The sequence below is a fragment of the Prevotella sp. Sow4_E9_plate genome (genome assembly GCF_052116205.1).
In the GTDB taxonomy this organism is placed as follows: domain Bacteria; phylum Bacteroidota; class Bacteroidia; order Bacteroidales; family Bacteroidaceae; genus Prevotella.
Window position 1 is genome coordinate 16,927 of record NZ_JBQKLN010000016.1, and the last position, 25,955, is coordinate 42,881.

Below are 25,955 nucleotides of genomic sequence, written 5' to 3' on the forward strand. Positions count from 1 at the left end.
TCACGCGGAGAATTTCAATAATCAGTAAGGCGTGGAGATTCAGCAACCATAAAGATCGCACCAAGGCGATTCCTCAGGCTAATCTCCATACCTAAACCTTTTATTTTGTGGAGAATAGCAAACAATGAAGACTTTTTGGAATATAGACAAGAAACTGACTGTGCTCAACGAGTGGCAGCCAAATTGCTGGATACAAGTAACATGTCCAACCGACGAAGACCAGCGCCTGCTGGAAGAAGAATTCAAGATTCCTGATTATTTCCTCTCGGACATCAGCGATACTGACGAGCGTGCCCGCTACGAATATGACGACGGCTGGATGCTCATCATCCTGCGTATCCCTTACGTGAAGGAAATCCGAAGCCGTACGCCGTATACCACCGTGCCTCTGGGTATCATCCACAAGCGCGATGTGACCATAACCGTGTGCTATTACGAGACCAATATGATGATAGACTTCGTTAGCTATCAGCAGAAGCGCAACGAGGGATTCACCGATTATGTAGACATGATATTCCGTCTCTTTCTCTCCTCTGCCGTATGGTATCTGAAACGATTGAAACAAATCAACTCGCTCATCGAGAAAGCCAAGCGCAATCTGGACCACGGAGTAAACAACGAGAGCTTGATAGGACTCAGCCGCCTGCAAGACTCTCTCACCTACTTCAACACTTCAATCCGCGGCAATGAAAACCTTCTTTCAAAGCTGAAGTTCAAGTTGCAGGTGGACGAATTGGATGCCGATTTGATTGAAGATGTCAACATCGAGATGACACAGGCGAGAGAGACGACCAGCATCTATTCCGACATTCTGGAATCAACCATGGACACCTACTCCAGCATCATCAACAACAACATGAATACCACGATGCGTACCTTGACCAGTATCAGTATCGTCATGATGTTGCCAACTCTGATTTCCTCTCTCTTCGGTATGAACCTGATTAACGGAATGGAAGAAAGCCCATACGGCTTCGCCTTCGCCCTGGTTCTCTCATTCGTAGTATCAGGTCTCTCGTGGGGCTTCCTGAGATATAAGCGACTGTTATAAAAATATAAAAAATCGAATGTCTTACAAAGATATTCGATTTTTTTATTTAAGTTTGCAAATTATTAATAATAACAATGTGTGGCCGAATCGCTTTTTAGGAAACGACTACCGGCAAAGAAACTCGAATCATAAACTAAACAAAGTGAAATGATGGACTCTCTAGAAAACGCTCTGCTGCAGCAGGGCACCATGGAAGAACCTGCCAAGAAGATATACTCTTCCAAGCAGGAAGTACTCGAAAGAGTAAAAGAAATCGCACGTAGTGCAGAAGCTCCTGTGAAAGAAGAGCTTGATTTATTAAAGACAGTTTTCTACAAGTTGCACCTTGCAGAAAGAGATGCTCAGATGAAAGAGTATCTCGCAAAAGGTGGCGACCCGGAGAAATATGTACTTCTTCCAGATGATACTGAAGAAGCCTTTAAGGCAGAAATGCAGATTATCAAGGAAAAAAGAGCTAAGATTTTCCTTGCTCAAGAAGAAGAAAAGCAAGAAAACTTAGCTAAAAAACTTGAGATTATCGAGAAGATTAAGGCAATGACTACTTCACCTGAAGAGGTTAACAAATCATACCAGGACTTCAAGGCACTGCAGCAGGAATGGAAGGAAATCAAGGCTATCCCTGCTGACAAAGCTAACGAGGTATGGAAGAACTACCAACTCTACGTGGAGCAGTTCTACGATCTTCTGAAGCTCAACAATGAAGCACGCGAATATGACTTCAAGAAGAATCTTGAAGCCAAGACTAAGTTGTGCGAAGCTGCAGAAAAACTGGCAGAAGACACCGATGTCATCTCAGCCTTCCACCAGTTGCAGGATCTCCATCAGCAGTATCGTGAAATCGGTCCTGTAGCCAAAGAACTGAGAGAGGAAATCTGGGCTCGCTTCAAGGCAGCCAGCACCATCATCAACAAGAAGCATCAGCAGCACTTCGAGGACTTGAGAGCCAAGGAGGAAAAGAACCTTGCTGACAAGACCGCACTTTGCGAAAAGGTTGAGGCCATCAACCAGACAGAATACAAGCAGGCGTCTGACTGGGAGAATGCTACAAAGGAAGTGATTGGGTTACAGAACGAATGGAAGAAGATCGGTTTTGCTCCACAGAAAATGAACGTGAAGATCTTTGAGCGTTTCCGTATCGCCAACGATACTTTCTTCAGCAACAAGGCAGAATTCTTCAAGGGACTGAAGGATCTATATGCCAGCAATATCGCCAAGAAGCAGGAGCTCGTGGAAAAGGCTAAAGCTTTAGCCGACAGCACCGAGTGGAAGAAGACCGGCGACAAACTCATCTCACTGCAAAAGGAATGGAAGAAAACAGGTGTCGTACCTCGCAAGCAGGGCGACGTTCTGTGGAAAGAGTTCCTGACTGCCTGCAACAAGTTCTTCGATGCCCGCAACAAGCAGAATGCCGGTACACGCAGCGAGGAACATACCAACCTGGAGAAGAAGCGTGCCATCATCGCGCAACTCAAGGAACTCATCGAAAATGCAGGCGAAGGCTTCCAGAAGAAAGTTCAGGAGTTGACCGCACAATACAATGCCGTTGGTCATGTTCCTTTCAAGGAGAAAGACAAGCTGTACGAAGAATACCACAGCGTACTGAACAAGGTATACAAGGAGTTGCGCATCAGTAACGGCAAGCGTCATCTCAACAACTTCAAGAACAATCTGAAGAATGTTGCAGAGCAGGGCACTAATGCCTTGGACAACGAGCGTGGCAAGTTGTTGCGTCGCTACGACCAGCTGAGAAACGAGATTACTACCTATGAGAATAACCTCGGCTTCCTCAATGCAGCCAGCAAGAAGGGCAACAGCCTCGTAGAGGAAATGAACCGTAAGGTAGAAAAACTCAAGGCAGACCTCGAGATTATCAAGCAGAAGATCAAGGCTATTGATGCCGAGAACAAATAAAACAACAAAACCCAGGGCGCTTGCCCTGGGTTTTATTGTTTATCCAAGTTTCGCATGCAAGGATTATAAACAAAAAAGCATCTTCCATTTCTGAAAGATGCTAACCTGTTGGGATACCCGGACTCGAACCAGGAATGACAGGACCAGAATCTGTAGTGTTACCATTACACCATATCCCAATAAATTCTATTAAAACCATCTTAAGTAAGCGAAGTTGGGATACCCGGACTCGAACCAGGAATGACAGGACCAGAATCTGTAGTGTTACCATTACACCATATCCCAATATGCTTAGCAAAAGAATCGGTTATGATTTCATTTGCGGTTGCAAAGGTACAACATTTTTTTGTATCTCCAAAATTTTTCCCCACTTTTTTCTAAAAAAACTCAATTTTTATCGATTTTGAGTGATTTTTCATGTAATTAGCGTATCTTTGTAGCATTAAAACAACAAGTAAAAATATAAATGAACACAATTAAGCAACTCGTAGAGACAATTAAAGAAGGTATACAAGAGAAAAAAGGTCAAGATATCGTAATCGCAGACCTCAGTGAAATAGATGGCAGCATTGCCAAATACTTCATCATCTGTCAGGGTGGCTCCCCTACCCAGGTAGAAGCCATCGCAGAATCAGTGGGCGACATCTGCCGCAAGAACTTGGGCGAAAAGCCAGTCAACGTGGCAGGACTCGGCAACGACCAGTGGGTAGCCATGGACTTCGTGGACGTACTGGTTCACATCTTCCTGCCGGAGGTGAGAGCCTATTACGATCTGGAGCACCTTTGGGCAGACGCCAAGCTTACCCATGTGCCAAACCTTGACTAAGAGGAACAGGCTTGCAGGATAAGTACAAGCAAGGATAAAGATATACATTATTATAATAAGCATATTAATATATGGAACAAAGCAACAACTTCAACAATCAAGGCGGAGGCAAGGGACCTAAGATGCCTAGATTTAACATGAACTGGCTTTACACCATTATTCTCATTGCTCTGATAGCTTTGTTTTTTAGTGGTGGTGGTGATGCCCTAGGCGGAGGTGCTGCCAAAGAAGCAACGTACACAGAATTCAAACAGTATGTTGACAAAGGCTATGTACTGAGCGTAGTGGCTAACAAAACAGAAAATACGCTTAAAATATACATCAACCCGAAATATACTCGCGATGTATATAAAATGAGCGCACAGAACGTGGGACCGAACCCATACGTAAAAGTACAATTCGGTTCTGTGGACGAAGTAGACCGGTATGGCAACCAGATGGTCAAGGAGAAGAAAATCCGTTCTTTCAGTTATGACAACAAGAAAGACAACGACTTCTGGAACCTGATTATCAGCCTGGCTCCACTGCTTCTCTTCTTCCTCTTCATCTATTGGATGTCGGGCAGAATGGGCAGCGGCATGAGCAACATGGGTGGCGGAATCTTCAACGTCGGAAAGAGCAAGGCAAAGATGTACGAGAAGGGTAATGCCATCGGCATCACCTTCAAGGACGTTGCCGGACAGGAAGGAGCCAAGCAGGAAGTACAGGAAATCGTTGACTTCCTCAAGAACCCTAAAAAATATACCGACCTGGGCGGTAAGATTCCTAAGGGCGCCCTTCTCGTAGGCCCTCCGGGAACCGGTAAGACTCTTCTGGCAAAGGCTGTAGCAGGCGAAGCAGGCGTACCTTTCTTCTCTATGAGCGGTTCCGACTTCGTAGAAATGTTCGTTGGTGTGGGCGCATCACGTGTCCGCGACCTCTTCCGTCAGGCAAAGGAGAAATCACCTAGCATCATCTTCATCGATGAGATTGATGCCGTGGGCCGTGCCAGAAGCAAAAACCCAGCTATGGGTGGCAATGATGAACGTGAGAATACCCTGAATGCCCTCCTTACCGAGATGGACGGATTCGGCACCAACAGCGGTGTCATCATCCTGGCAGCCACCAACCGCGTAGACATGCTCGACAGCGCCCTGCTTCGTGCGGGTCGTTTCGACAGAGAAATCCACGTAGATCTCCCAGGTTTGAACGAGCGTAAAGCTATCTTCCTGGTTCACCTCAAGCCTATCAAGATTGACGAGACGGTAGATGTAGACCTTCTGGCACGTCAGACTCCAGGTTTTTCTGGTGCCGACATCGCCAATGTATGTAACGAGGCTGCCCTTATCGCAGCCCGCCACGACAAAAAAGCTGTCTGCAAACAGGATTTCCTGGATGCCGTAGACCGTATCGTAGGCGGATTAGAGAAGAAGACCAAGGTGATGACTGCCGATGAGAAGCGCAGCATCGCCCTTCATGAGGCTGGTCATGCTACTATCTCATGGTTCTGCCAATATGCCAACCCTCTCATCAAGGTAACCATCGTTCCTCGCGGCCAGGCTCTTGGAGCAGCGTGGTATCTCCCTGAAGAGCGCCAGATTACCACCAAGGAGCAGATGCTCGACGAGATGTGCTCACTGATGGGTGGACGTGCCGCCGAGGAACTCTTCACGGGTCACATTTCATCAGGAGCGATGAACGACCTGGAGCGTGCCACCAAGAGTGCATACGGCATGGTAGCCTACCTGGGTATGAGCAAGACTTTGCCAAATATCTGCTTCTACAACCGGAACGAGTATTCATTCCAGCGTCCATACTCAGAGACAACAGCCCGCGAGATAGACGAAGAGGTACTCAAGATGGTGAACGAGCAGTATACCCGTGCCAAGAACATCCTGATGGAGCACAAGGAAGGTCACAACGCCCTCGCCGAGCTGCTGATTCAGAAGGAAGTAATCATGGCAGAAGACGTAGAGCATATCTTCGGCAAGCGACCATGGTTGAGCCGTTCACAGGAAATCATGGAAGACGAGCAGCCAAAGATTGACGATGCAGTAAAGGAACTGCCGGAAGTACAGGCTGCCATCAAAGAGCACGAAGCGGCTAAGAAGAACGCTGACGATTCTGAGGAAACTCCAGAGAACGAAAGCGACAAGGAGAATCCTAGTGAGAATAACAACGGGAAAAATAACGAATAATAATCAGAACCATGACTGACAAACAGAAAAATCTAGTGATAAGATCCATTACAGGCGTACTCTTCGTCGCCTGTATGGTTTCTTGCTTCCTGAATCCTAGAGCGATGGTATTTCTCTTCGCCCTCATTACAGGACTTAGCATCTGGGAGTATTGCGGACTGGTAAACGGAAAGGAAGACGTAACTGTCAACCGCTTCATCACCACCGTGGCAGGCGTATATCTCTTTCTTGCCGTGGCAGGTTTCCGTACCGGCATCGTGACAAACTTCATCGTTTTCGTGCCTTACCTGCTCACCATCGTTTATCTCTTCATTGCAGAACTTTACACGGGCAACAAGGACGCCATCAACGACTGGGCATATACCATGCTTTCGCAGATGTATATCGCCCTGCCATTCTCAATGATTAACGTACTGGCGTTTGAGACATCCACATTCGACGGACAGATACATTATGACATGCTCTTGCCTTTGAGCATCTTCATCTTCCTCTGGACCAACGATACGGGTGCCTACTGTAGCGGTTCGCTCTTCGGCAAACACAAGCTGTTTCCACGTATCAGTCCAGCCAAGAGTTGGGAAGGCAGTATCGGAGGTGGCATCTTCGTCATCATTGCAGCCATCATCATCGGCTATCTGGCAAACGACGGTGCAGCTCATCGCCTGAGCATTCCAGGATGGGTAGGCTTGGGATTGGTAGTTACGTTCTTCGGCACCTGGGGCGATTTGGTAGAAAGTCTCTTCAAACGTACCCTGGGAGTGAAGGACAGTGGCACCATTCTTCCGGGACATGGTGGCATGCTAGACCGTTTCGACTCCTCCCTCATGGCAATCCCTGCAGCTGTAATCTATCTCTATACCTTGCAGCTTTTCGGATAAGTTTTTGAGACAACAAAAGTTTTCGATATAAAAGAAAAAAATCCAAGCTAGATTTGCTCTAACTTGGATTTTTTGTTTTCTATCAATTATTCCATTTCTTCCTTCTGCGTCTGGCTGAGTTGCTCAGCAGCCTGTTTAGCACGTTTCGCCTCCTCTTCAGCCAATCTTTTCGCTTCCTCCGCTTTTTTTCTTGCAGCCTCAGCAGCAGCCTCGGCCTCAGCTCTTTCCTTGGCAAGGCGGAGGAGTCGCTCTCTGCGCTTAACCAACAAGCCATGCATGATGGTTGCTGCTTCGTCAGGAGCCATCTGATTGCCAAGACGTTCGCGCACCACCTGATATTCTGCCAGCATACGTTCTCTACCCTCTTTACCTGGCAACAGCTGATAAAGCTGGTCGGCAATGGCATCTATCTTGAAACGGTCGGCAAACATTTCCTGCACCACTTCCTTATCGGCTATCAGATTAACCAGCGAGATGTACTTGCACGACATGATATGATCAAACGCAAAGCGGACAAGACGAGGCAATGGAGTCTCGTAGCAAACCACCTGAGGCACGTTGAAAAGAGCCGTTTCCAGCGTAGCCGTACCACTCGTTACCAGAGCTGCCGTAGAATGAGAAAGCAACTGATAGGTCTTGTTATGCACCATCTTGACAGGCGTTCCCTTGACAAACTGCTCATAATACTTATCCTCAATGGAAGGCGCACCAGCCAAAACCATCTGAAAATCCTCAAACCGTTCAGCTACCTCAATCATGGCAGGCAGATTATCCTTGATTTCCTGCAACCTGCTACCCGCCAACAAAGCCAGGATTGGCCTATGAATATCAAGCTGATTCTCTGTACAGAACTCCTCAAATGGCTGCTGATATCCGACACGGAATTCATTCACCTCTTGCGCAGTAGGATTACCTACATAATGTATCGGATAGTGATGCTTTTTCTCATAGAAAGGCACCTCGAAAGGCAGGATAGAGAACATCTCGGCAATGTCTCTCCGAATGCTACGGATTCGCCATTCCTTCCAAGCCCATATCTTAGGAGAAATATAATAATAAGCCGGGATATTCGTATTCTTTTTCAAGAACTTTGCGATATTGAGATTAAAGCCGGGATAATCCACCAGGATAACTACATCAGGTTTCCATTTCACGATATCATCCTTACACATCTTCATGTTGGAAAAGATGGTTCCCAGATGCAACAGAACGGGAACGAAGCCCATATAAGCCAGTTCTTTATAATGCTTCACACGAGTACCTCCCTCGGCAGCCATCAAATCGCCTCCGAAGAACCTAAACTCAGCAAATTCATCCACTTTTTTCAGTGAACGCATCAACCTACTGGCATGCAGATCACCACTCGCCTCACCTACTATCAAATAATACTTCATGATACTTATTTTTTTACTTTGAACTTTGAGATTTGAACATTGAACTTTATGATTAGTTTTCTTGCTATAAATGAAAGGTCATTTTCTAGCAAAAGCACATCATAAAGTTCAATATTCAATGTTCAAAGTTTTTGATCCAATCATAATCCGTGACATCAATCTTAGTTGGCGTGATGGCTATATATCCATTGTTTACAGCCCACTGATCGGTATCCGTAGCCTCAGGCTCGTCATTACGGTATTCTCCTACCATCCAATAGTAATCATATCCGTGAGGATGCGTACGGTGAACCACCTCATTGATCCATGAGCCATGCGTCATCCGGCAAGCCTTGAAGCCCTTGAAAGGAGGCATGGCTGGAAAATTGACATTCAGACAGGTATACTTAGGCAAGCCTTTCTCCAACACCATTTTAACCACCTTCAGCACGCCATCACGCAAAGGCATTAAGTCAGCATTTTCATCATAGTTGCAACTACTGAAGGCGATGCTTGGAATATGCTGCATGCAACCCTCTTTCGCTACCCCCATCGTGCCGGAATAATGATTGTTGACACTCGAATTATCCCCATGATTAATACCACCGATAACGAGATCGGGTCTGCGACCATCAAGCAACTGATCCAAAGCCAGTTTCACACAGTCGACCGGTGTTCCGCTACACGACCATACCACCACATCATCGCCCATATTATGACGTCGCTTGAGACGCAAGGGAGTAGTAGCCGAAAAGGCACAGGCGAATCCGGAACGGGCACTTTCCGGAGCCACAACTAAGAGTTCACACCAGTCCTTCAAGAAGCTGACCAGTGTCTTGATTCCATTGGCATGATAGCCATCATCATTCGAAATTAATACTAACGGTTTCCTATTTTCCATAAAAATATCTTTCTTTTTGGTGCAAAAGTACGAAAAAACCTTTAAAGTAACACAATTCTCACATTATTTTTGTATCTTTGCCGAAAATTTACTAAGAAAATGGGAAAGATAATCGCATTAGCTAATCAAAAAGGCGGTGTCGGCAAGACTACCACCACGATAAATTTGGCTGCATCATTGGCCACTCTCGAGAAGACCGTTCTAGTGGTTGACGCTGACCCACAGGCCAACGCATCCAGTGGATTGGGAGTAGATATCAGCGAGGTTGATTGCTCTATCTATGAGTGCATCATCGACCACACGGATGTCCGTGATGCCATCTACACCACCGACATCAATGGCCTGGATATCATTCCTAGCCATATCGACTTGGTGGGAGCAGAGATTGAAATGCTGAATCTTAAGAATCGCGAGAAGGTTATCAAAAATCTTCTGGAACCTATCCGCGACGAATATGATTTTATACTCATCGATTGTTCCCCATCACTGGGTCTCATCACCGTCAACTCGCTTACAGCAGCTGACAGCGTAATTATCCCTGTGCAATGTGAATATTTCGCTCTTGAAGGAATTAGCAAATTGCTCAACACCATCAAAATCATCAAGAGTAAACTCAATCCGAAATTAGAGATCGAAGGCTTCTTGCTGACGATGTACGACAGCCGTCTTCGCCTTGCCAACCAGATTTACGATGAGGTAAAGCGACATTTCCAGGAGCTGGTATTCAAAACCGTAATCCAGCGCAATGTGAAATTGAGCGAGAGCCCTAGCCACGGTCTGCCTGTCATCCTTTACGATGCAGAAAGCAATGGTGCAAAGAACCATCTGGCATTGGCCAAGGAAATTATCAACAAGAATAGTTAAGATTTGGAAATTGAACCCTTCAAGAAAGTTCAATATTCAAAATTCAAAGTTCAAACTAAAAAATGGCAGTACACAAGAAATATAACAACGGAACAAAAAGCAATGCGCTTGGCCGCGGTCTCGATGCCCTCATATCCACAGAGGGCGTTCGCACCCAAGGCAGCAGCACAATCAATGAAATAGCCATCGATCAGATCGAGGCTAATCCCAACCAGCCACGACGCGAATTTGACGAAGAGGCTTTGCACGAACTGGCAGAAAGCATCAAGGCAATAGGCATCATTCAGCCCATCACCCTACGCCAAGTTGCAGAAAACCACTTCCAGATTATAGCAGGTGAGCGCCGCTGGAGAGCTTCGCAATTGGCAGGACTGACCGCCATTCCTGCTTACATCCGCACCATCAGCGATGAGAACGTGATGGAAATGGCGCTCGTAGAGAACATCCAGCGCCAGGACCTCAACGCTATAGAAATCGCCCTGGCATACGAGCATCTCCTGGAGAACGAAGGAATGACACAGGAAAAGATTTCTGAAAGAGTAGGCAAAAGCCGAGCAGCCATTGCCAACTATCTCCGATTACTCAAGTTGCCGGCACAGGTACAGATGGCACTCCAGAAGAAAGAAATAGACATGGGACACTGCAGAGCCTTGCTCGCACTGGACAGTCCGTCTCTACAGATCAAGCTCTTCAAGGAGATTCAGAAAAACGGCTATTCCGTGCGCAAAGTGGAAGAAATGGTACAGCACCTGAAAAACGGGGAAGACATCGAAAGCGGCAAGAAAACGATAGCAGCAAAAGCTCAGTTGCCTGAGGAATTCACTGCCATCAAGAACCGCTTGTCACAGTTTCTTGCTACTAAGGTTCAATTCACCTGCTCGCCAAAGGGAAAAGGAAAAATTAGCATTCCGTTCGCCAATGAAGAAGAACTGGAACGCATCATGAAAGTTTTCGACCAATTGAAACAAGAATAAATGAGATTAGAAAATATCGGTATCACGGCTTTACTGCTGGTTAGCTCTACGCTTTCTTACGCACAGAAAAACAGAGAGAAGACCGATGTCAACGTACCTGCCATCGCCTCTGCCGACTCGGTAAAGATGCCTGTCGACTCTGTTCTCACTGCGCAAGACAGCAGCAACCTGGCAAAGCTCAACCAATCGCTCAAACCAGTTAAGAAAAAACGCGACTGGAGCACCTGGCACCCAGAAGCAAAAAGAGCTATGTGGATGGCGCTCGTCTTGCCGGGAGCAGGCCAAATATACAATCGTAAGTATTGGAAACTGCCTATCATATACGGCGGTTTCGTAGGTTGCGCATACGCCATCACCTGGAATAACCAGATGTATCACGACTATTCGCAAGCCTACCTTGACATCATGGACGATGATCCTAACACGCAAAGCTATAACCAGTTCTTGCACTTAGGAGCAACCATTGACGCTTCAAACATCGATCGTTACAAGGAAATATTCCGCAAAAGAAAAGATAAATTCCGCAGATGGAGAGATATGGGAGTATTTGTCATGATTGGTGTATACGCATTCTCTGTCATTGATGCCTATGTAGACGCATCGCTGTCTGAATTTGACATTTCAGACGATTTGACACTTAGAGTGGAGCCTACGGTCATGAACGACAAGCGAACCAACAATCCGTTCAAGTCAGCATCGCTCGGCTTACAATGCTCACTCAAATTTTAGCAAAATGAACAAAATATCTCTTACAACAAAATAATGACGAGAAAATAGAACAGAAAAAAAAGAAATGAAGAAGATTATAATCATGGCAGCCGCCTTGCTTTTGGGATTGCAGGGCATGAATGCTCAAACAGAAAACGAAGAAAACGACGACATCATCACCGTAACTGATAAAGACGGAAAATCAGAGGAAATTGAAATTCCAGAAGGAATGGAAGACAACCTCGACAGCCTCTTACATCTTTACAATACACAGACATATCTCATGCCGGATACTTCCTGCAACTATCAGGACATCAATCCCGTATTCGATAAAGAGGTATACGTAGACCGCTTGAAGAGAATGCCTACCATCATTGAAATGCCATACAATGAAGTGGTACAGAAATTCATCGACCGCTACAGCGGTAAGCTGCGCAGATCGGTAAGCTTCATGTTGGGAGCCAGCAATTTCTACATGCCTATCTTTGAGGAAGCGCTTGAAGCATACAATCTTCCACTGGAGTTGAAATATCTCCCTGTCATCGAATCAGCCCTCAATCCTATGGCAATATCACGCGTAGGAGCCACAGGTTTATGGCAGTTTATGTTGCCAACAGGCAAGAGATATGGACTGGAAGTGAACACATTGGTAGATGAGCGCCGCGATCCGGTGAAGGCATCATACGCTGCAGCACACTATCTGAGCGACCTCTACAAGATATTCGACGACTGGAGTCTTGTCATTGCTGCATACAACTGCGGTCCAACCAATGTCAACAAGGCTATCCATCGCGCTAAGGGTAATGCTGATTACTGGAACATCTATCCATATCTTCCAAAAGAGACTCGTGGATATGTCCCAGCATTCATTGCAGCCAACTACATCATGAACTACTATTGCGACCACAATATCTGCCCAATGGTAACAGAATTGCCAGTAAAGACAGATACCGTACTGGTCAACAAGGATATTCACCTGGAACAGATTGCCCAGGTTCTCAACATCAACATCGAGCATCTCCGCAATCTCAACCCACAGTACCGTCGTGACATCATCAACGGTCTCAATAAGCCAATGGCGCTAAGATTGCCATCTACACTGATTGGTTCTTTCATCGACCAGGAAGATTCCATCTGTGCATACAAGGCAGACGAACTGTTCCTGAAGCGTACATTTGTAGATATAAACGACGCCGAGCCATCAGTCAGCCGCTCACGCAGCAGCTATAGCCGTCGCAGTATCAGCAGTTCATCCCGCTCTTCACGCAGCAGCCGCAGCAAGAAGGGAAAGAACAAGAAAAAGACAAGAACAAAGAGTGTAACCATCAGAAACGGAGACACCCTTTCAGAAATAGCAGCACGCAATGGAACTACCGTTAAGAAGTTGCGCAAGCTTAACAAAATTAGCGGCAATCATATTCGTGCCGGAAAGAAACTCAAAGTAAAATAATAATTATAGGGAGGGTACATTATGGATGACCAGAACTTGAAAGACCTAGAAAGAGAGCAAGCTGATAATGAATTGATAGGCAATGCCTTTCAACATCTGCTCAACACCTACCTCAGTTCAAGACACAGAAAAAAGGTAGATATTGTAACCAAGGCGTTCAATTTCGCCCGCCAGGCGCACAAAGGGGTGCGCCGATTATCGGGCGAGCCATATATCATGCACCCTATCGCAGTGGCACAGATCGCTTGCGAAGAAATGGGATTGGGCTCTACCAGTATCTGTGCAGCCCTGCTGCATGACGTAGTGGAAGACACAGACTATACGGTAGAAGACATCGCCAATATCTTTGGCACCAAAATAGCCCAGATCGTTGATGGACTCACCAAGATCAGTGGTGGAATCTTCGGCGACAAGGCTTCTGCACAGGCAGAAAACTTCAAGAAACTGCTGCTTACCATGAGCGATGACATCCGCGTTATCCTCATCAAGATTTGCGACCGTCTGCACAATATGCGCACCCTCCAGTCGCAGCCAGCCAACAAGCAGTACAAGATTGCGGGCGAGACCTTATATATATATGCACCACTCGCCAACCGTTTGGGACTGAACAAGATTAAAACCGAGTTGGAAGATCTCAGCTTCAGATACGACCATCCACAGGAATATGCCAACATAGAGCATAAGCTTGCGGATACAGAAGCACAACGAGATATTCTCTTCGATAATTTTACCCATCCTATCCGTGAAGAGCTTGACAAACTGGGTGTAGAATACAAGATCAAGGCACGTGTAAAGAGTCCGTATTCCATCTGGAACAAGATGCAGAACAAGCACGTATCCTTCGATGAAATCTACGATATTCTTGCGGTTCGCATCATCGTGACACCAAAGAACAGAGCCAACGAAGTAAACGAATGCTTCAATGTCTATGTTGCCATCAGCAAGATATACAAGAGTCATCCGGACCGTCTCCGCGACTGGCTCAACCATCCAAAGGCAAACGGCTATCAGGCGCTTCACGTTACCCTGATGAGCAAACTGGGTAGATGGATTGAAGTGCAGATCAGGAGCGACCGCATGGACGAGGTGGCAGAGAAAGGCTTTGCTGCTCACTGGAAGTACAAGGAAGGTGGTGAATATACCGAGGACGAGAACGAATTGAACGACTGGCTGAGCACCATCAAGGAGATTCTGGACGATCCACAACCAGACGCCATGGACTTCCTCGATGCCATCAAGCTGAACCTCTATGCTTCGGAAATCTTCGTATTTACTCCTAAGGGAGAAATCAAGACAATGCCGGCAGGATGTACGGCGCTCGACTTTGCCTTCCAGATACATACCTTCCTGGGAAGCCACTGTATAGGAGCCAAGGTAAACCACAAGCTGGTGCCATTGAGCCACAAGCTGCAAAGTGGAGACCAGATAGAAATCCTCACCTCCAAGAGTCAGCATGTACAGCAGGCATGGGTCAATTTTGTCAGCACAGCCAAGGCAAAGAGCAAGATTCAAGCTATCCTGCGCCGCGATTCCAGAGAAATCCAGAAAAAGGGCGAAGGCATTCTCCTGGATTGGCTGAACAAGAACGGCATGGAAATGACAACATCGGTCATCGACCGTCTCTGCGAATACCATAATATCCAGAAGCATGAAACCTTTTTCCAGTCTCTTGGCGACCATTGCATCATTTTGGGCTACAAGGATTTGGATGAGCTCTTAGGAAAAAACAAAAAGCCAAAGCAAACCTCCAGCTGGCGCAACTATATTCCATTCCTTGGCAAAACCAAAGACAAGGAACAAGCTGAAGGAACTGTCAAGCCGCAAGAGTTGTTTATTGTAGGCAAGGATTTCAATAAGAAGAAACCGCTCATCATTACAGAAGAGAACATCAATCAGTTTATCTTCACAGACTGTTGTCATGCCATTCCTGGTGATGATATCATGGGGTACATTGACAACAAGAACCGCATCGAGATACACAAACGCTCATGCTCTGTGGCTGCAAAACTGAAGTCCAGCTACGGCAACCGCATCGTTGATGCAAAATGGGATATGCACAAGAAGCTGCTCTTCGATGCAACCATTGAAATCAAGGGTATCGACCGCAAGGGTATGCTGCTTGATGTGAGCAAGGTTATCAGCGACCAGCTCGGCATCAATATCCACAAGCTCACTATCAGTAGCGACAATGGTATCTTTGATGGTACCATAGAACTCCGCATCCACGATCGTGAGGAGGTAAAGATCATCATGGATCAGCTCAAAAAGATTGAGGACTTGCAGGAAGTACAGAGAATCCGATAATCAGATAGTTAGAAGTTAGGAGTTGGAAGTTTTCACTTCCAGCTTCTAACTTCCATCATATTTAATCATAAACAACAAACTTAAAAACAATGAAAAAATTATTCTTATCATTTTTGATGATGTTGACCCTATTGCCTTTGGCAGCAGCCAACAAGTATGATAATCCCGACACGATTGTAGTATCTCGTGATGGTACCGGCGAATTCCGCACCATCGACGAAGCTATCGAAGTTTGTCGTGCCTTCATGGAATACACCAAGGTAATCTATGTAAAGAAAGGAGTTTATAAGGAAAAGCTCATCATCCCTTCATGGCTCACCAACATCATCATCTGCGGTGAAGACCGTGACCAAACCATCATCACATGGGACGATCATGCCAACATCAAGATGCCTGCAGGTGGACTCGATTCAGAATCTGCAGTAAAGGGCAAACCGATGGGTACATTCCGCACTTATACCCTGAAGGTACAGGGCTGTTACATCACCCTGAAGAACATCACGATTGAGAACAATGCTGCCAAACTGGGACAAGCAGTCTCCCTGCATCTTGAAGGCGATCATATCCTGGTTCAGAACTGCCGTCTGCTGGGCAATCAGGATACCGTTTATACAGGTATAGCCAACAACCGTTCAGCTTTCTACGATTGCTATATTGAGGGAACCACCGATTTCATCTTTGGTCCGGGAAGAGCATGGTTTGAGAATTGTGAGATTCGCAGCAAGGCCAACAGCTACATTACTGCTGCCTCTAGCCCAGCCGGTCAGGAATTTGGCTATGTATTCAACAAGTGCAAACTTACCGCCGAGCCAGGCGTAGACAAGGTTTATCTGGGCAGACCATGGCGCCCTTATGCAGCTACCCTCTTCATGAATTGCGAAATGGGTAGTCACATCCGTCCTGAAGGATGGCACAACTGGGGCAAGCAGAGCAACGAACAGACAGCCCGCTACAGCGAGTACAACAACCATGGTGCTGGTGCAGCAACCAAGGGCAGAGTAGCCTGGAGCCATCAGCTCACCAAGAAAGAAGCAGCTAAAGTTACCATCAAGAATGTCTTCGGTGAAGAAGCGTGGTAACCCTAGCTAATCATAAAGTTCTATGCTCAATGTTCAAAATTCAAAGTACTACACCAGCCCATCGAGCTGCTTTTTGAGTTCCTTGAGCTGATCTCTCACAGATATAAGGGTGTCGAGAACGTCAGATGACTTCTCGGCACCCGCTCTGTTTTGACTCAGATACTTACGTGCCGCAGCAATCTTCAATCCCTTCACCTTAATGAGGTTATAGATCAGCTTTACCTGTTCAATATCCTTCTCGGTATATTGACGAACCTTGTTTCCGGAAACCTTTGGTTTCAGAAAAGGGAACTCCTTCTCCCAATATCTCAAAGAAGATTCATTAACACCTATTTCTTCTGCCACTTCCTTGATTGAATAGTATAATTTTGCTGGTTTATCTGAATTTATAGCCATTTTTTCCGTCTTTAATTTCAAAAATAATTAATTTAGTTGCAAAATTAAACAATTCTTCTTATCTTTGCAAAGAATTTCGAAAAAAAATAAAGATCAAGACAAAAATAATATGATGACAGCTAATGAAGTGCGCGAATCCTTCAAGAAATTCTTCGAAGGTAAGGGCCACAAAATTGTTCCATCAGCACCTATGGTTATCAAGGATGACCCAACGCTGATGTTTACAAACGCTGGTATGAACCAGTGGAAAGACATCATCCTCGGTACGAAAGACCCAGGCAAGGATGTTCGTCGTGTTGATACTCAAAAATGTCTCCGTGTAAGCGGTAAGCACAACGACCTCGAAGAGGTGGGTCACGATACTTACCACCACACCATGTTCGAGATGCTCGGTAACTGGAGCTTTGGCGACTACTTCAAGGAAGGCGCCATCGATATGGCTTGGGAATACCTGACCGGAGTGTTGAAACTCAACCCTGCCGACCTCTATGTTACCGTATTCGAGGGTAGCAAGGAGGAAGGTCTGGAACGCGACAACGAGGCAGCTGGTTACTGGGCTAAGCACGTGCCAGCCGACCACATCATCAATGGTAACAAGCACGACAACTTCTGGGAGATGGGCGATACAGGTCCTTGCGGTCCTTGCTCAGAGATTCACGTGGATTCACGTACTCCAGAGGAGAAGGCTCAGGTGCCTGGCCGCGAATTGGTGAACAAGGATAACCCACAGGTCATCGAAATCTGGAACATCGTGTTCATGCAGTACAACCGCAAGGCTGATGGTTCTCTCGAACCACTCCCAATGCACGTTATCGATACAGGTATGGGCTTCGAGCGCTTGGTTCGCATGTTGCAGGACAAGCACTCTAACTATGATACAGATATCTTCCAGCCAATCATCAAGGAAATCGAGGCTATCTCTGGCAAGAAGTATGGCTTCACTACTCCTACTGGTGAGAATGGTGAGGGTAAGGATGAGCAGGAGAAGATCGACATCGCTATGCGTGTTTGCGCCGACCACCTCCGTGCCGTAGCCTTCTCTATCGCCGACGGTCAGTTGCCAAGCAATGCCAAGGCTGGTTACGTAATCCGCCGTATCTTGCGCCGTGCCGTACGTTACGCTTACACATTCCTCGGTCAGAAGCAGGCATTCATGTACAAGCTCGTCAATGTTTTGGTAGAGCAGATGGGTGCAGCCTTCCCAGAGTTGCCAGCTCAGCAGGAGCTCATCACCCGCGTGATGAAAGAGGAAGAGGATTCATTCCTCCGCACCTTGGAGAAGGGTATCAACCTCCTCAATGGCGACATGGACGAGCTCAAGGCTCATGGCGAGACTCAGCTCGATGGCGTAAGCGCATTCCGCCTCTTCGATACCTACGGTTTCCCTCTCGACCTGACAGAGCTTATCTGCCGTGAGAATGGTTACACAGTAGATGCTGCAGGCTTCGACGAGGAGATGAAGAAGCAGAAAGAGCGTGCCCGCAATGCTGCTGCCGTAGAGAATGGCGACTGGGAGGTTTTGAAGGAAGGCGACCAGAACTTCGTGGGTTACGACTATACAGAATATGAGTGCCACATCCTGCGCTACCGCAAGGTGACTCAGAAGAAGAACTCTTTCTATGAGTTGGTACTCGACAACACTCCATTCTATGGTGAGATGGGTGGACAGGTTGGCGACAAGGGTGTACTCGTTAACGAGGATGAGACCATCCAGGTTATCGACACCAAGCGCGAGAACAACCAGAGCATCCACATCGTAAAGGAGTTGCCAAAGGATGTAAACGCTGATTTCATGGCTTGCGTTGATATCGAAAGCCGCGAGGGAAGCGCTGCCAACCATACAGCTACCCACTTGCTCGACTACTGCCTGAAGCAGGTTTTGGGCGACCACGTAGAGCAGAAGGGTTCTTATGTAGATAAGGACACCTTACGTTTCGACTTCTCTCACTTCCAGAAGGTAACTGATGAGGAGCTCCGCAAGGTAGAGCACATGGTAAACGAGATGATCCGTGCCGACTATCCATTGGATGAGCACCGCGATACTCCTATTGAGGAGGCTAAGGAGCTTGGCGCTATCGCCCTCTTCGGCGAGAAGTATGGCGACAAGGTTCGTGTGGTTCGCTTCGGTCCATCTGCTGAGTTCTGTGGTGGTATTCACGCCAAGAGCACCGGCAAGATTGGTTTCTTCAAGATTATCTCTGAGAGCAGCGTAGCAGCTGGCATCCGCCGTATCGAGGCTTTGACTGGCAAGGCTTGCGAGGAGGCTATCTACGGTTTGCAGGATACCATCGTAGCCTTGAAGGGCTTGTTCAACAACGCCAAGGATCTCGAAGGTGTCATCAGAAAGTACATCGACGAGCACGATGCCTTGAAGAAGGATGTTGAGAAGTTCCAGGCTCAGGCTGTAGAGCGTGCCAAGGACAAGCTTGTAGAGAATGCAAGAGAAATCAACGGTGTGAAGGTTGTTACAGCCGTATTGCCAATGGAGCCAGCAGCTGCCAAGGATTTGGTATTCAAGGTTCGCGAGGCATTGCCAGAGAACATGATCTGCGTGGTAGGTTCTGTTTATAACGACAAGCCTATGCTCAGCGTAATGTTCAGCGATGATATGGTAAAGGATCACGGTTTGAATGCTGGTAAGATGATTCGCGAAGCTGCCAAGTTGATTCAGGGTGGCGGTGGCGGTCAGCCTCACTATGCTCAGGCTGGCGGTAAGAACAAGGACGGCTTGAGCGCTGCAGTAGATAAGGTTGTAGAGTTGGCTCAGCTGTAATCAGCTTCCACAAATGAATATTTGATAGAGTTATCTTAACTCTTATATATAATAAGGTATAAAGGGTTGCAATCCATCTTTTCGAGGATTGCAACCCTTTTTCTATTGACATTAGAGGAGTCTCCATGTCATAATTATCAATTTATGATAATCATCAAATGATAAAATTCCTTATTTCATTATCATTTTATGATAATCACTTTATGATAATCGGAATAAAAGTTGTATCTTTGCAGAAGATAAGCTGCACTCGGCAATTTGTAAGCAAGCTTACATTGCGCTCGTTTGCATTATCTTTGCAAAAGAATTGCAAACGTTGAATATATAATAAGGTATAAATATGGTAATGAAGAATCCTTTTGTAACAAATGGTTACGCCGGTCCGGAATATTTCTGCGACCGTGTGGAAGAAACCCAGCACATCACAGAGATGCTGACCAATGAGAATAACATGGCTCTGATTTCCCCTCGACGCATCGGAAAGACAGAGCTGATTCACCATTGCTTCGCCCAACCAACCATCCAAAAAGATTATTATACTTTCATCATAGACATCTATTCAACCAATTCCGTCAGCGATCTGGTCAATATGTTCGGCAAAGCCATCATAGACGCACTTCGCCCTAAAGGCCGAAGCGCTTGGGAGAAATTCCTGATAGCACTCTCTTCTCTCCGTTCAGAAATCTCTTTCGATATCAACGGGGCTCCAGTTTGGGGAATAGGCATCGGCAACATAGTAAATCCCGAAATTACGCTTGATGAGATATTCTCTTATCTCAACCAAGCCGACAAGCCATGTCTTGTTGCCATCGACGAGTTTCAGCAAATCACCAACTATGCCGACAACCGCATAGAAGCTTTACTCCGTACCTACATTCAGCGTTGCACCAATGCCCACTTCATCTTCTCGGGTTCTCACCGCCATCTGATGGCAGAAATGTTCACATCTCCTGCCCGCCCATTCTATCAGAGCGTGACGCTGATGAACCTGAAGCCTCTGGATGTGGAGAAATACAAGGAGTTTGCCACAGCCAAGTTCGAGGAGCGCAACAAACATCTAGATACTGCCATTATCGGAGAACTCTTCGCCCGTTTCGGTGGTGTCACTTCATACATCCAGCGAGTAATGAATGTTCTCTTCCTCAAGACTCCCGAGCAGGGTACCTGTACTCTGGATATGGTAGATGACGCCATCAACTACAATCTCAACATGGCATCAGACACCTACGAGACCCTTCTGCGCCAGATGCCGGAAAAGCAGCGCAATGTCTTCATCGCCATCTCTGCAGAGGGCGAAGCCAGAAGCGTAAAGAGCGGAGCCTTCGCAAAGAAATATCATCTCCCGTCGCCAAGCTCCGTAAATTCCGCTCTGAAGGGATTGCTGGAGAAGGATTTCATCACCCAGCAGGATGATGCCTACGTGGTATATGACCAGTTCTTCGATTTGTGGCTGAAGAAGTATCTGAAATAGTATAAGGTGATTCCTATATTTTTTGCTACCTTTGCACCCAAATTTAAATATATATTCAATATGGCTATCATAAAGACAGTAGAGGGAAAGACTCCCCGTTGGGGAAAGAATTGTTTTATCGCAGAGAACGCAGTGCTGACCGGCGACTGTATTCTTGGTGATGACTGTAGCATCTGGTATAGTGCGGTATTGCGCTCTGACGTGGATGCCATCAGATGTGGAAACAGAGTGAATGTACAGGATTGCGCCTGCATCCATCAAACCGGTACGATGCCTTGCATTCTGGAGGATGATGTATCTGTGGGACATGGTGCCATCGTCCACGGAGCTACAGTTAGAAAAGGGGCACTCATCGGCATGAATGCCACTGTGCTAGATAAGGCTGATATTGGCGAAGGAGCTATCATTGCTGCAGGTGCTGTGGTTACCCATGGCACTAAAGTTCCAGCACATGAGATTTGGGCGGGTATTCCAGCCAGGAAAGTAAAGGCCTGTGCTCCCGGCCAAGCCGAGGAGTTTGCCAAGCATTATTCCGGATATATCAAGGACTGGTATCTGAAGGAAGATTGATAGAAAGGTATCTTGGCAAGGAGACTATCATCGTATTAGTAGGTTAACGACGTGTAGTAAAAGCTGCATGATGAAGATGATTCGTGACCGTAAAACAAAAATGCGCCCGCACAATACGGACGCATTTCTGTTTTTATAAAATTACCACCAACAGCAGAACAGCAGTGATACTCCCTTCTTCAACTTCTTTCGAGGCTTCCTGTTCTGTTTGTTCTAGGCGATGGCAGGAGAAAGCACTCCCATAGAAGATTGAGTTCTATCTTTCCACCTTGAATATGGCGGCACTTATGCCTGAAGCTTTAATCACATCAGTCTTTCTTCCTGATTTATACACAACCTTTCCTGTGGAAAGAACAGAAACAGACTTACCACCTACGGAGCTGATACTGAGAGAGGCTGCCTTGACACCAGGATTCACGACAACAACATACTTCTCCTCACCCAAAGTACGCTCATATACCATCGGATATTCCTGCCCCTTCTGGTTCAGAAGCTTCCAATCACCCTCATTGTCAAGAGCCTTTGCAGAATGACGCAAAGCGGTCAACTTACGGGTATATGACAACAGAGAATTCTGATCTCCCTGCTGAGCTTCAACGGTCAACTTTCCGTTTTCCGTATCTACAGGAAAGTAAAGCTTATCGGGTGCACTCGTAGAGAATCCGGCATTCTTGCCCTTGGTCCACTGCATCGGAGTACGGGTACCCGAACGCTCATTGCTACCCTCCTTGTTAGGGAGATTCATCTGATACTTCATACCTATCTCATCACCATAATAGATAAACGGAATACCTGGCATGGTGAGGAAGAAGGTCATCGCTACCTTCAGCTGGTCTGGCGTGTTGCGGGTACCGATGTTAGGACGCTGGTAATCGTGGTTGGCAGATGGAACAGCGATGTAGCCGAGATTCTTGGTGGCATTATATGCCTTGGTATAGTTCTCGCTAAATTCCTTAAGCGAACCCTTGCCCTGCTTGTCAAAATAGCAGTTCTGGTAACTCTGCTCCCACTTGCCCCATGGAGTCTTGCGGTCGAAGAACAGAGAGGCATATCCCTTGAGACCGAAATGGATGTAGAAATCGATGTTGAAGCCGGCAGGAATGGCTTGCTGCGGATTAGCCCACTCAGAAATCAAGACGGTCTCTGGATAATACTTATCCTTCCAGGCACGCATCTCCTTCCAGAGCTTGGAAACCTCCTTCTTGTCGGGGTCGTTCTTGATAAGCGATGACGCCATATCTACACGGAAGCCATCCACACCCTTATCAAACCAGAAAGCCATAATGTTACGTATTTCCCTGCGGACAGCCTGTGGTCCTGGAGCATCTACGCCCTGCTCCCAAGGATGATTTGGATCTGGATGAGCAAAACCATAGTTCAAGGCTGGCTGGCACTCGAAGAAATTCTTCTCATAATACTTGGCACGAGGAGCATTAGCCTCCACATATCTGCCTCGGGTACTAGACTCCGGACTTGCCTCCTGATGACGGGCTTCTATTTCTTTCTTCTCACTCTCAGGGATATCATTCATCCAGATATAATAGTCGCTGTAACGCTGGTTAGGATCTTTCTCGGAAGACTCCTTAAACCAGGAACACTTGGTGCTGGAATGTCCTGCCACCAGGTCGAGACAAACCTTGATGCCACGCTTATGGGCCTCATTGACCAAAGTAACCAAATCGGTATTGGTACCGAATCGAGGATCCACCTTGTAGAAATCGATGACATCATAGCCACCATCAAACCATCCCGATTCAAAGATTGGATTGAGCCAGAGGGCGTTCACCCCCAGAGACTTGATGTAATCCAACTTGGAAGTGATACCCGGCAGATCGCCAATACCGTTGCCATCAGTATCCATATAGGAAGATGGATAAATCTGATAGAAAAGTGCATCACTCAACCAAGCCGGTCCCTTCTTCTGTTCTGCCTGAACAGAAAGTGTGGTTGCCGCCAAAGCAACAGCCAACAGCATTTTATTCATTCTTTTCATAAGCAACATTATTTATTCAAAAAAAACTTTCTTTCATAATAACTCAAAATTCTGCATTTTATTGTGCAAGAATGCTAATTGCAAATCCGCCACCTGCAACAGAGTTCAACTTCAAGACAGACTTGCTGGTCACAGTCTTCTTGGTGATGACATAAGCCTGAGAATTGGTCTTGTAGTTGGCATTTTTGCGATTGCAAATTTAATAGTTTTTTTCGAGTTTTCCTAACCTCATTAATAAAATAGTGGAACAATAACGACAAAAAAAACGCAATAACAGCCTCATTTACAACAGGTTTCCATTATCTTCCATACCATTGAAAGTGGATGGAATAAACATACAACACTCTTTATCAGGTACTTATAAAAATCACCAATGATATTTTTCCACTTTTTCTTTGCAAGCACTTGGTTTATACCTTATTGTTTAGTAACTTTGCATCCGAAAATGACAGATACGCATTTTCATAACTAACAATTTAATATTCATAAGAAATAATATTCACAAGAAACATGAAACACTTCATTCTATCCTGCGCACTGTCGATGGCGGCTATAGCCATCTCCAGCGCACAACAAACAGGTCAGTTGCCCGTCTATCTCGACAACACCAAACCTGTAGAACAACGCATCGACGATGCCATTGTCCGAATGACACTTCAAGAGAAGATTCGCATCATTCATGCACAGAGTAAGTTTTCCTCTGCAGGAGTTCCCCGTTTGGGATTTCCAGACTTCTGGACAGATGACGGTCCTCATGGTGTTCGCCCTGATGTACTGTGGGACGAATGGGAACAGGCTGGCCAGACCAATGACTCCTGCGTAGCCTTTCCTGCCCTCACCTGCCTGGCAGCATCCTGGAACCCACAGATGAGCAGAATCTATGGAGAAGCATTAGGCGAAGAGGCACTGTATCGGGGAAAAGACATGATTCTAGGTCCTGGCGTGAACATCTATCGCACCCCATTGAACGGACGCAACTTCGAATATATGGGTGAAGATCCTTACCTGGCAAGCATCATGGTTGTACCTTATATCCAAGGATTACAGTCTAAAGGAGTATCAGCCTGCGTAAAGCATTACTGCCTCAATAACGACGAGGAATACCGTCATCAGGTAAACGTCATCGTGAGCGACCGTGCCCTCCATGAAATCTATCTCCCAGCCTTCAAGGCTGCTGTAGAAAAAGAAAAGACTTGGGGAATCATGGGTGCTTATAATCTCTACAAGAACGAACACAACTGCCACAACCAGTGGACACTGAACAAGATTCTGAAGGGCGACTGGAAATATGACGGCGTAGTGGTAAGCAACTGGGGAGGCGCACACGATACCGACCAAGCCGTGAAGAACGGGCTCGACATAGAGTTCGGCACATGGACGAACGGATTTACCATGGGTGCCAGCAATGCCTACGATAATTACTACCTTGCCGTACCATATATAAAAGGTATCCAGGAAGGTAAATACACCACCAAGGAATTGGATGAAAAGGTGCGCCGCGTATTGCGCCTCTTCTATCGCACCACCATGAATCCGAACCGTCCTCATGGTTTCCTCTGTTCTGACAGCCACTATGCAGCAGCCAGACAAATTGCCGAAGAAGGCATCGTACTGCTCCAGAACAAGAACCATGTGCTTCCTATCAATACCCAGAAAGCACAACGTGTTTTGGTAGTAGGAGATTCAGTTGACTTGCAAGTTTGGCTATACGTCCCTCACGCACTGCCACATAACGAGGAGACTGCAGGATGGCTTCATACAGACATAGATAAAGAGAATCTAAATTATACTTTGCAGCATTGGCTATATGCGTCAACAGCAACAAGCATATCAGTAAGAACCATCTATTCTTCATTATTTGTTACGCTTTAAGAATTTGTATATAGGTTTGATTTTTTTAAAATCATTTTCAACTTTTGGACTTCTTTTCAGAATGCCGATGCAAATATAATCATTTTTTCAGATAACGCCAAAACTTAAGAATAATATTTTACCTTTTCCCACTATTTTACATCCACTTTTTTATCTCACATATCAAACCATAACCATCTCATTATCAAAGTATTTTCTTCTTTAACAGAAAAACTAATCCATATTTTCACCCTTTATTCTATGTGGGCTCCAGTTTTTATTACTTTTGCAAAACAATGTCATTCTTTTTTGCTGTTAAATACCGTTAATACAATAAACCATCTCGGATTTTAGAAGTCCAAATGATGGTTTTGGTAGAAACCATGACTCACTTCGTGTCGAATT

At 46.1% G+C, this 25,955-nt stretch carries 19 protein-coding genes, 2 tRNA genes and 1 pseudogene; 15 read left to right on the plus strand and 7 right to left on the minus strand.

All coding sequences use genetic code 11. From position 1 onward, the window contains the following. Positions 1 to 124: 124 nt before the first annotated feature. Positions 125 to 1,051 carry a magnesium transporter CorA family protein gene (locus tag ACTQ53_RS08110; RefSeq protein ID WP_153125396.1) on the plus strand — a complete coding sequence of 309 codons (927 nt, stop codon included), beginning with the start codon at positions 125 to 127 and terminating at the stop codon, positions 1,049 to 1,051. Between the two features lie 147 nt (positions 1,052 to 1,198). Next, positions 1,199 to 2,962, plus strand: coding sequence for a DUF349 domain-containing protein (locus ACTQ53_RS08115; protein ID WP_441932690.1), 1,764 nt, complete (start codon positions 1,199 to 1,201; stop codon positions 2,960 to 2,962). Between the two features lie 108 nt (positions 2,963 to 3,070). Here ACTQ53_RS08115 and ACTQ53_RS08120 read toward each other — a convergent pair. Continuing rightward, positions 3,071 to 3,141, minus strand: a tRNA-Gln gene (locus tag ACTQ53_RS08120). A gap of 35 nt (positions 3,142 to 3,176) precedes the next feature. Then, positions 3,177 to 3,247 (minus strand) — tRNA-Gln (locus ACTQ53_RS08125). Between the two features lie 181 nt (positions 3,248 to 3,428). On the opposite strand from ACTQ53_RS08125, the gene rsfS reads away from it, so the two are divergent. The 3 genes from rsfS to ACTQ53_RS08140 all read left to right on the plus strand — a co-directional run bounded on the left by rsfS (position 3,429) and on the right by ACTQ53_RS08140 (position 6,843). Further along, on the plus strand, positions 3,429 to 3,788 hold the full coding sequence (gene rsfS / locus ACTQ53_RS08130; protein ID WP_153125400.1) for a ribosome silencing factor: 360 nt from the start codon (positions 3,429 to 3,431) through the stop codon (positions 3,786 to 3,788). Between the two features lie 71 nt (positions 3,789 to 3,859). Next, positions 3,860 to 5,965, plus strand: coding sequence for an ATP-dependent zinc metalloprotease FtsH (ftsH, locus tag ACTQ53_RS08135; protein WP_153125402.1), 2,106 nt, complete (start codon positions 3,860 to 3,862; stop codon positions 5,963 to 5,965). A gap of 11 nt (positions 5,966 to 5,976) precedes the next feature. Then, the gene (locus ACTQ53_RS08140; RefSeq protein ID WP_153125404.1) at positions 5,977 to 6,843 is read left to right on the plus strand and encodes a phosphatidate cytidylyltransferase; all 867 of its coding nucleotides are present in this window, start codon (positions 5,977 to 5,979) and stop codon (positions 6,841 to 6,843) included. 86 nt (positions 6,844 to 6,929) lie between these two features. Here ACTQ53_RS08140 and lpxB read toward each other — a convergent pair whose 3' ends face one another. After that, positions 6,930 to 8,237 carry a lipid-A-disaccharide synthase gene (gene lpxB, locus ACTQ53_RS08145; protein WP_294970668.1) on the minus strand — a complete coding sequence of 436 codons (1,308 nt, stop codon included), beginning with the start codon at positions 8,235 to 8,237 and terminating at the stop codon, positions 6,930 to 6,932. Between the two features lie 115 nt (positions 8,238 to 8,352). Further along, complete coding sequence (gene surE / locus ACTQ53_RS08150) at positions 8,353 to 9,117, minus strand: 5'/3'-nucleotidase SurE (protein ID WP_295346030.1); 765 nt, start codon at positions 9,115 to 9,117, stop codon at positions 8,353 to 8,355. A gap of 99 nt (positions 9,118 to 9,216) precedes the next feature. On the opposite strand from surE, the gene ACTQ53_RS08155 reads away from it, so the two are divergent. The 6 genes from ACTQ53_RS08155 to ACTQ53_RS08180 all read left to right on the plus strand — a co-directional run bounded on the left by ACTQ53_RS08155 (position 9,217) and on the right by ACTQ53_RS08180 (position 16,496). Continuing rightward, entirely contained in the window at positions 9,217 to 9,981 is a 765-nt protein-coding gene (locus ACTQ53_RS08155; protein ID WP_153125411.1) for a ParA family protein, read from the plus strand. Positions 9,982 to 10,043: 62 nt separating this feature from the next. Beyond that, a complete protein-coding gene (locus tag ACTQ53_RS08160; RefSeq protein ID WP_294970664.1) occupies positions 10,044 to 10,955 on the plus strand; it encodes a ParB/RepB/Spo0J family partition protein in 912 nt (303 codons plus the stop codon). Continuing rightward, positions 10,956 to 11,684 carry a DUF5683 domain-containing protein gene (locus tag ACTQ53_RS08165; RefSeq protein WP_294970662.1) on the plus strand — a complete coding sequence of 243 codons (729 nt, stop codon included), beginning with the start codon at positions 10,956 to 10,958 and terminating at the stop codon, positions 11,682 to 11,684. Between the two features lie 64 nt (positions 11,685 to 11,748). Further along, positions 11,749 to 13,113 carry a transglycosylase SLT domain-containing protein gene (locus tag ACTQ53_RS08170; RefSeq protein WP_441932691.1) on the plus strand — a complete coding sequence of 455 codons (1,365 nt, stop codon included), beginning with the start codon at positions 11,749 to 11,751 and terminating at the stop codon, positions 13,111 to 13,113. Positions 13,114 to 13,134: 21 nt separating this feature from the next. Beyond that, the gene (locus ACTQ53_RS08175; protein ID WP_294970658.1) at positions 13,135 to 15,417 is read left to right on the plus strand and encodes a RelA/SpoT family protein; all 2,283 of its coding nucleotides are present in this window, start codon (positions 13,135 to 13,137) and stop codon (positions 15,415 to 15,417) included. Positions 15,418 to 15,506: 89 nt separating this feature from the next. Then, the gene (locus tag ACTQ53_RS08180; protein ID WP_441932692.1) at positions 15,507 to 16,496 is read left to right on the plus strand and encodes a pectinesterase family protein; all 990 of its coding nucleotides are present in this window, start codon (positions 15,507 to 15,509) and stop codon (positions 16,494 to 16,496) included. A 48-nt stretch (positions 16,497 to 16,544) separates the two neighbouring features. Here the strand turns inward: ACTQ53_RS08180 and ACTQ53_RS08185 are convergent, their stop codons facing one another. Next, positions 16,545 to 16,892, minus strand: coding sequence for a MerR family transcriptional regulator (locus ACTQ53_RS08185; RefSeq protein WP_153125424.1), 348 nt, complete (start codon positions 16,890 to 16,892; stop codon positions 16,545 to 16,547). A 109-nt stretch (positions 16,893 to 17,001) separates the two neighbouring features. Between ACTQ53_RS08185 and alaS the strand changes: the two genes are divergently transcribed. The 3 genes from alaS (at position 17,002) to ACTQ53_RS08200 (ending at position 21,706) form a co-directional block, all read left to right on the plus strand. Next, the gene (gene alaS / locus ACTQ53_RS08190) at positions 17,002 to 19,665 is read left to right on the plus strand and encodes an alanine--tRNA ligase (RefSeq protein WP_295346033.1); all 2,664 of its coding nucleotides are present in this window, start codon (positions 17,002 to 17,004) and stop codon (positions 19,663 to 19,665) included. A gap of 346 nt (positions 19,666 to 20,011) precedes the next feature. After that, positions 20,012 to 21,136, plus strand: coding sequence for an AAA family ATPase (locus ACTQ53_RS08195; protein WP_441932693.1), 1,125 nt, complete (start codon positions 20,012 to 20,014; stop codon positions 21,134 to 21,136). A 60-nt stretch (positions 21,137 to 21,196) separates the two neighbouring features. Further along, positions 21,197 to 21,706 (plus strand): gamma carbonic anhydrase family protein, encoded by a 510-nt coding sequence (locus tag ACTQ53_RS08200; RefSeq protein ID WP_089544874.1) that lies wholly within the window; start codon positions 21,197 to 21,199, stop codon positions 21,704 to 21,706. Positions 21,707 to 21,962: 256 nt separating this feature from the next. Here the strand turns inward: ACTQ53_RS08200 and ACTQ53_RS08205 are convergent, their stop codons facing one another. Beyond that, positions 21,963 to 23,690, minus strand: a complete 1,728-nt coding sequence (locus ACTQ53_RS08205) for an alpha-amylase family glycosyl hydrolase (RefSeq protein ID WP_441932714.1) — start codon at positions 23,688 to 23,690, stop codon at positions 21,963 to 21,965. Between the two features lie 67 nt (positions 23,691 to 23,757). Next, positions 23,758 to 23,898, minus strand: a complete 141-nt coding sequence (locus ACTQ53_RS08210) for a glycoside hydrolase family 97 C-terminal domain-containing protein (protein WP_367383724.1) — start codon at positions 23,896 to 23,898, stop codon at positions 23,758 to 23,760. A gap of 311 nt (positions 23,899 to 24,209) precedes the next feature. On the opposite strand from ACTQ53_RS08210, the pseudogene ACTQ53_RS08215 reads away from it, so the two are divergent. Beyond that, a pseudogene (locus ACTQ53_RS08215) lies at positions 24,210 to 25,385 on the plus strand (glycoside hydrolase family 3 protein); the annotation flags it as partial. Positions 25,386 to 25,955: the final 570 nt, after the last annotated feature.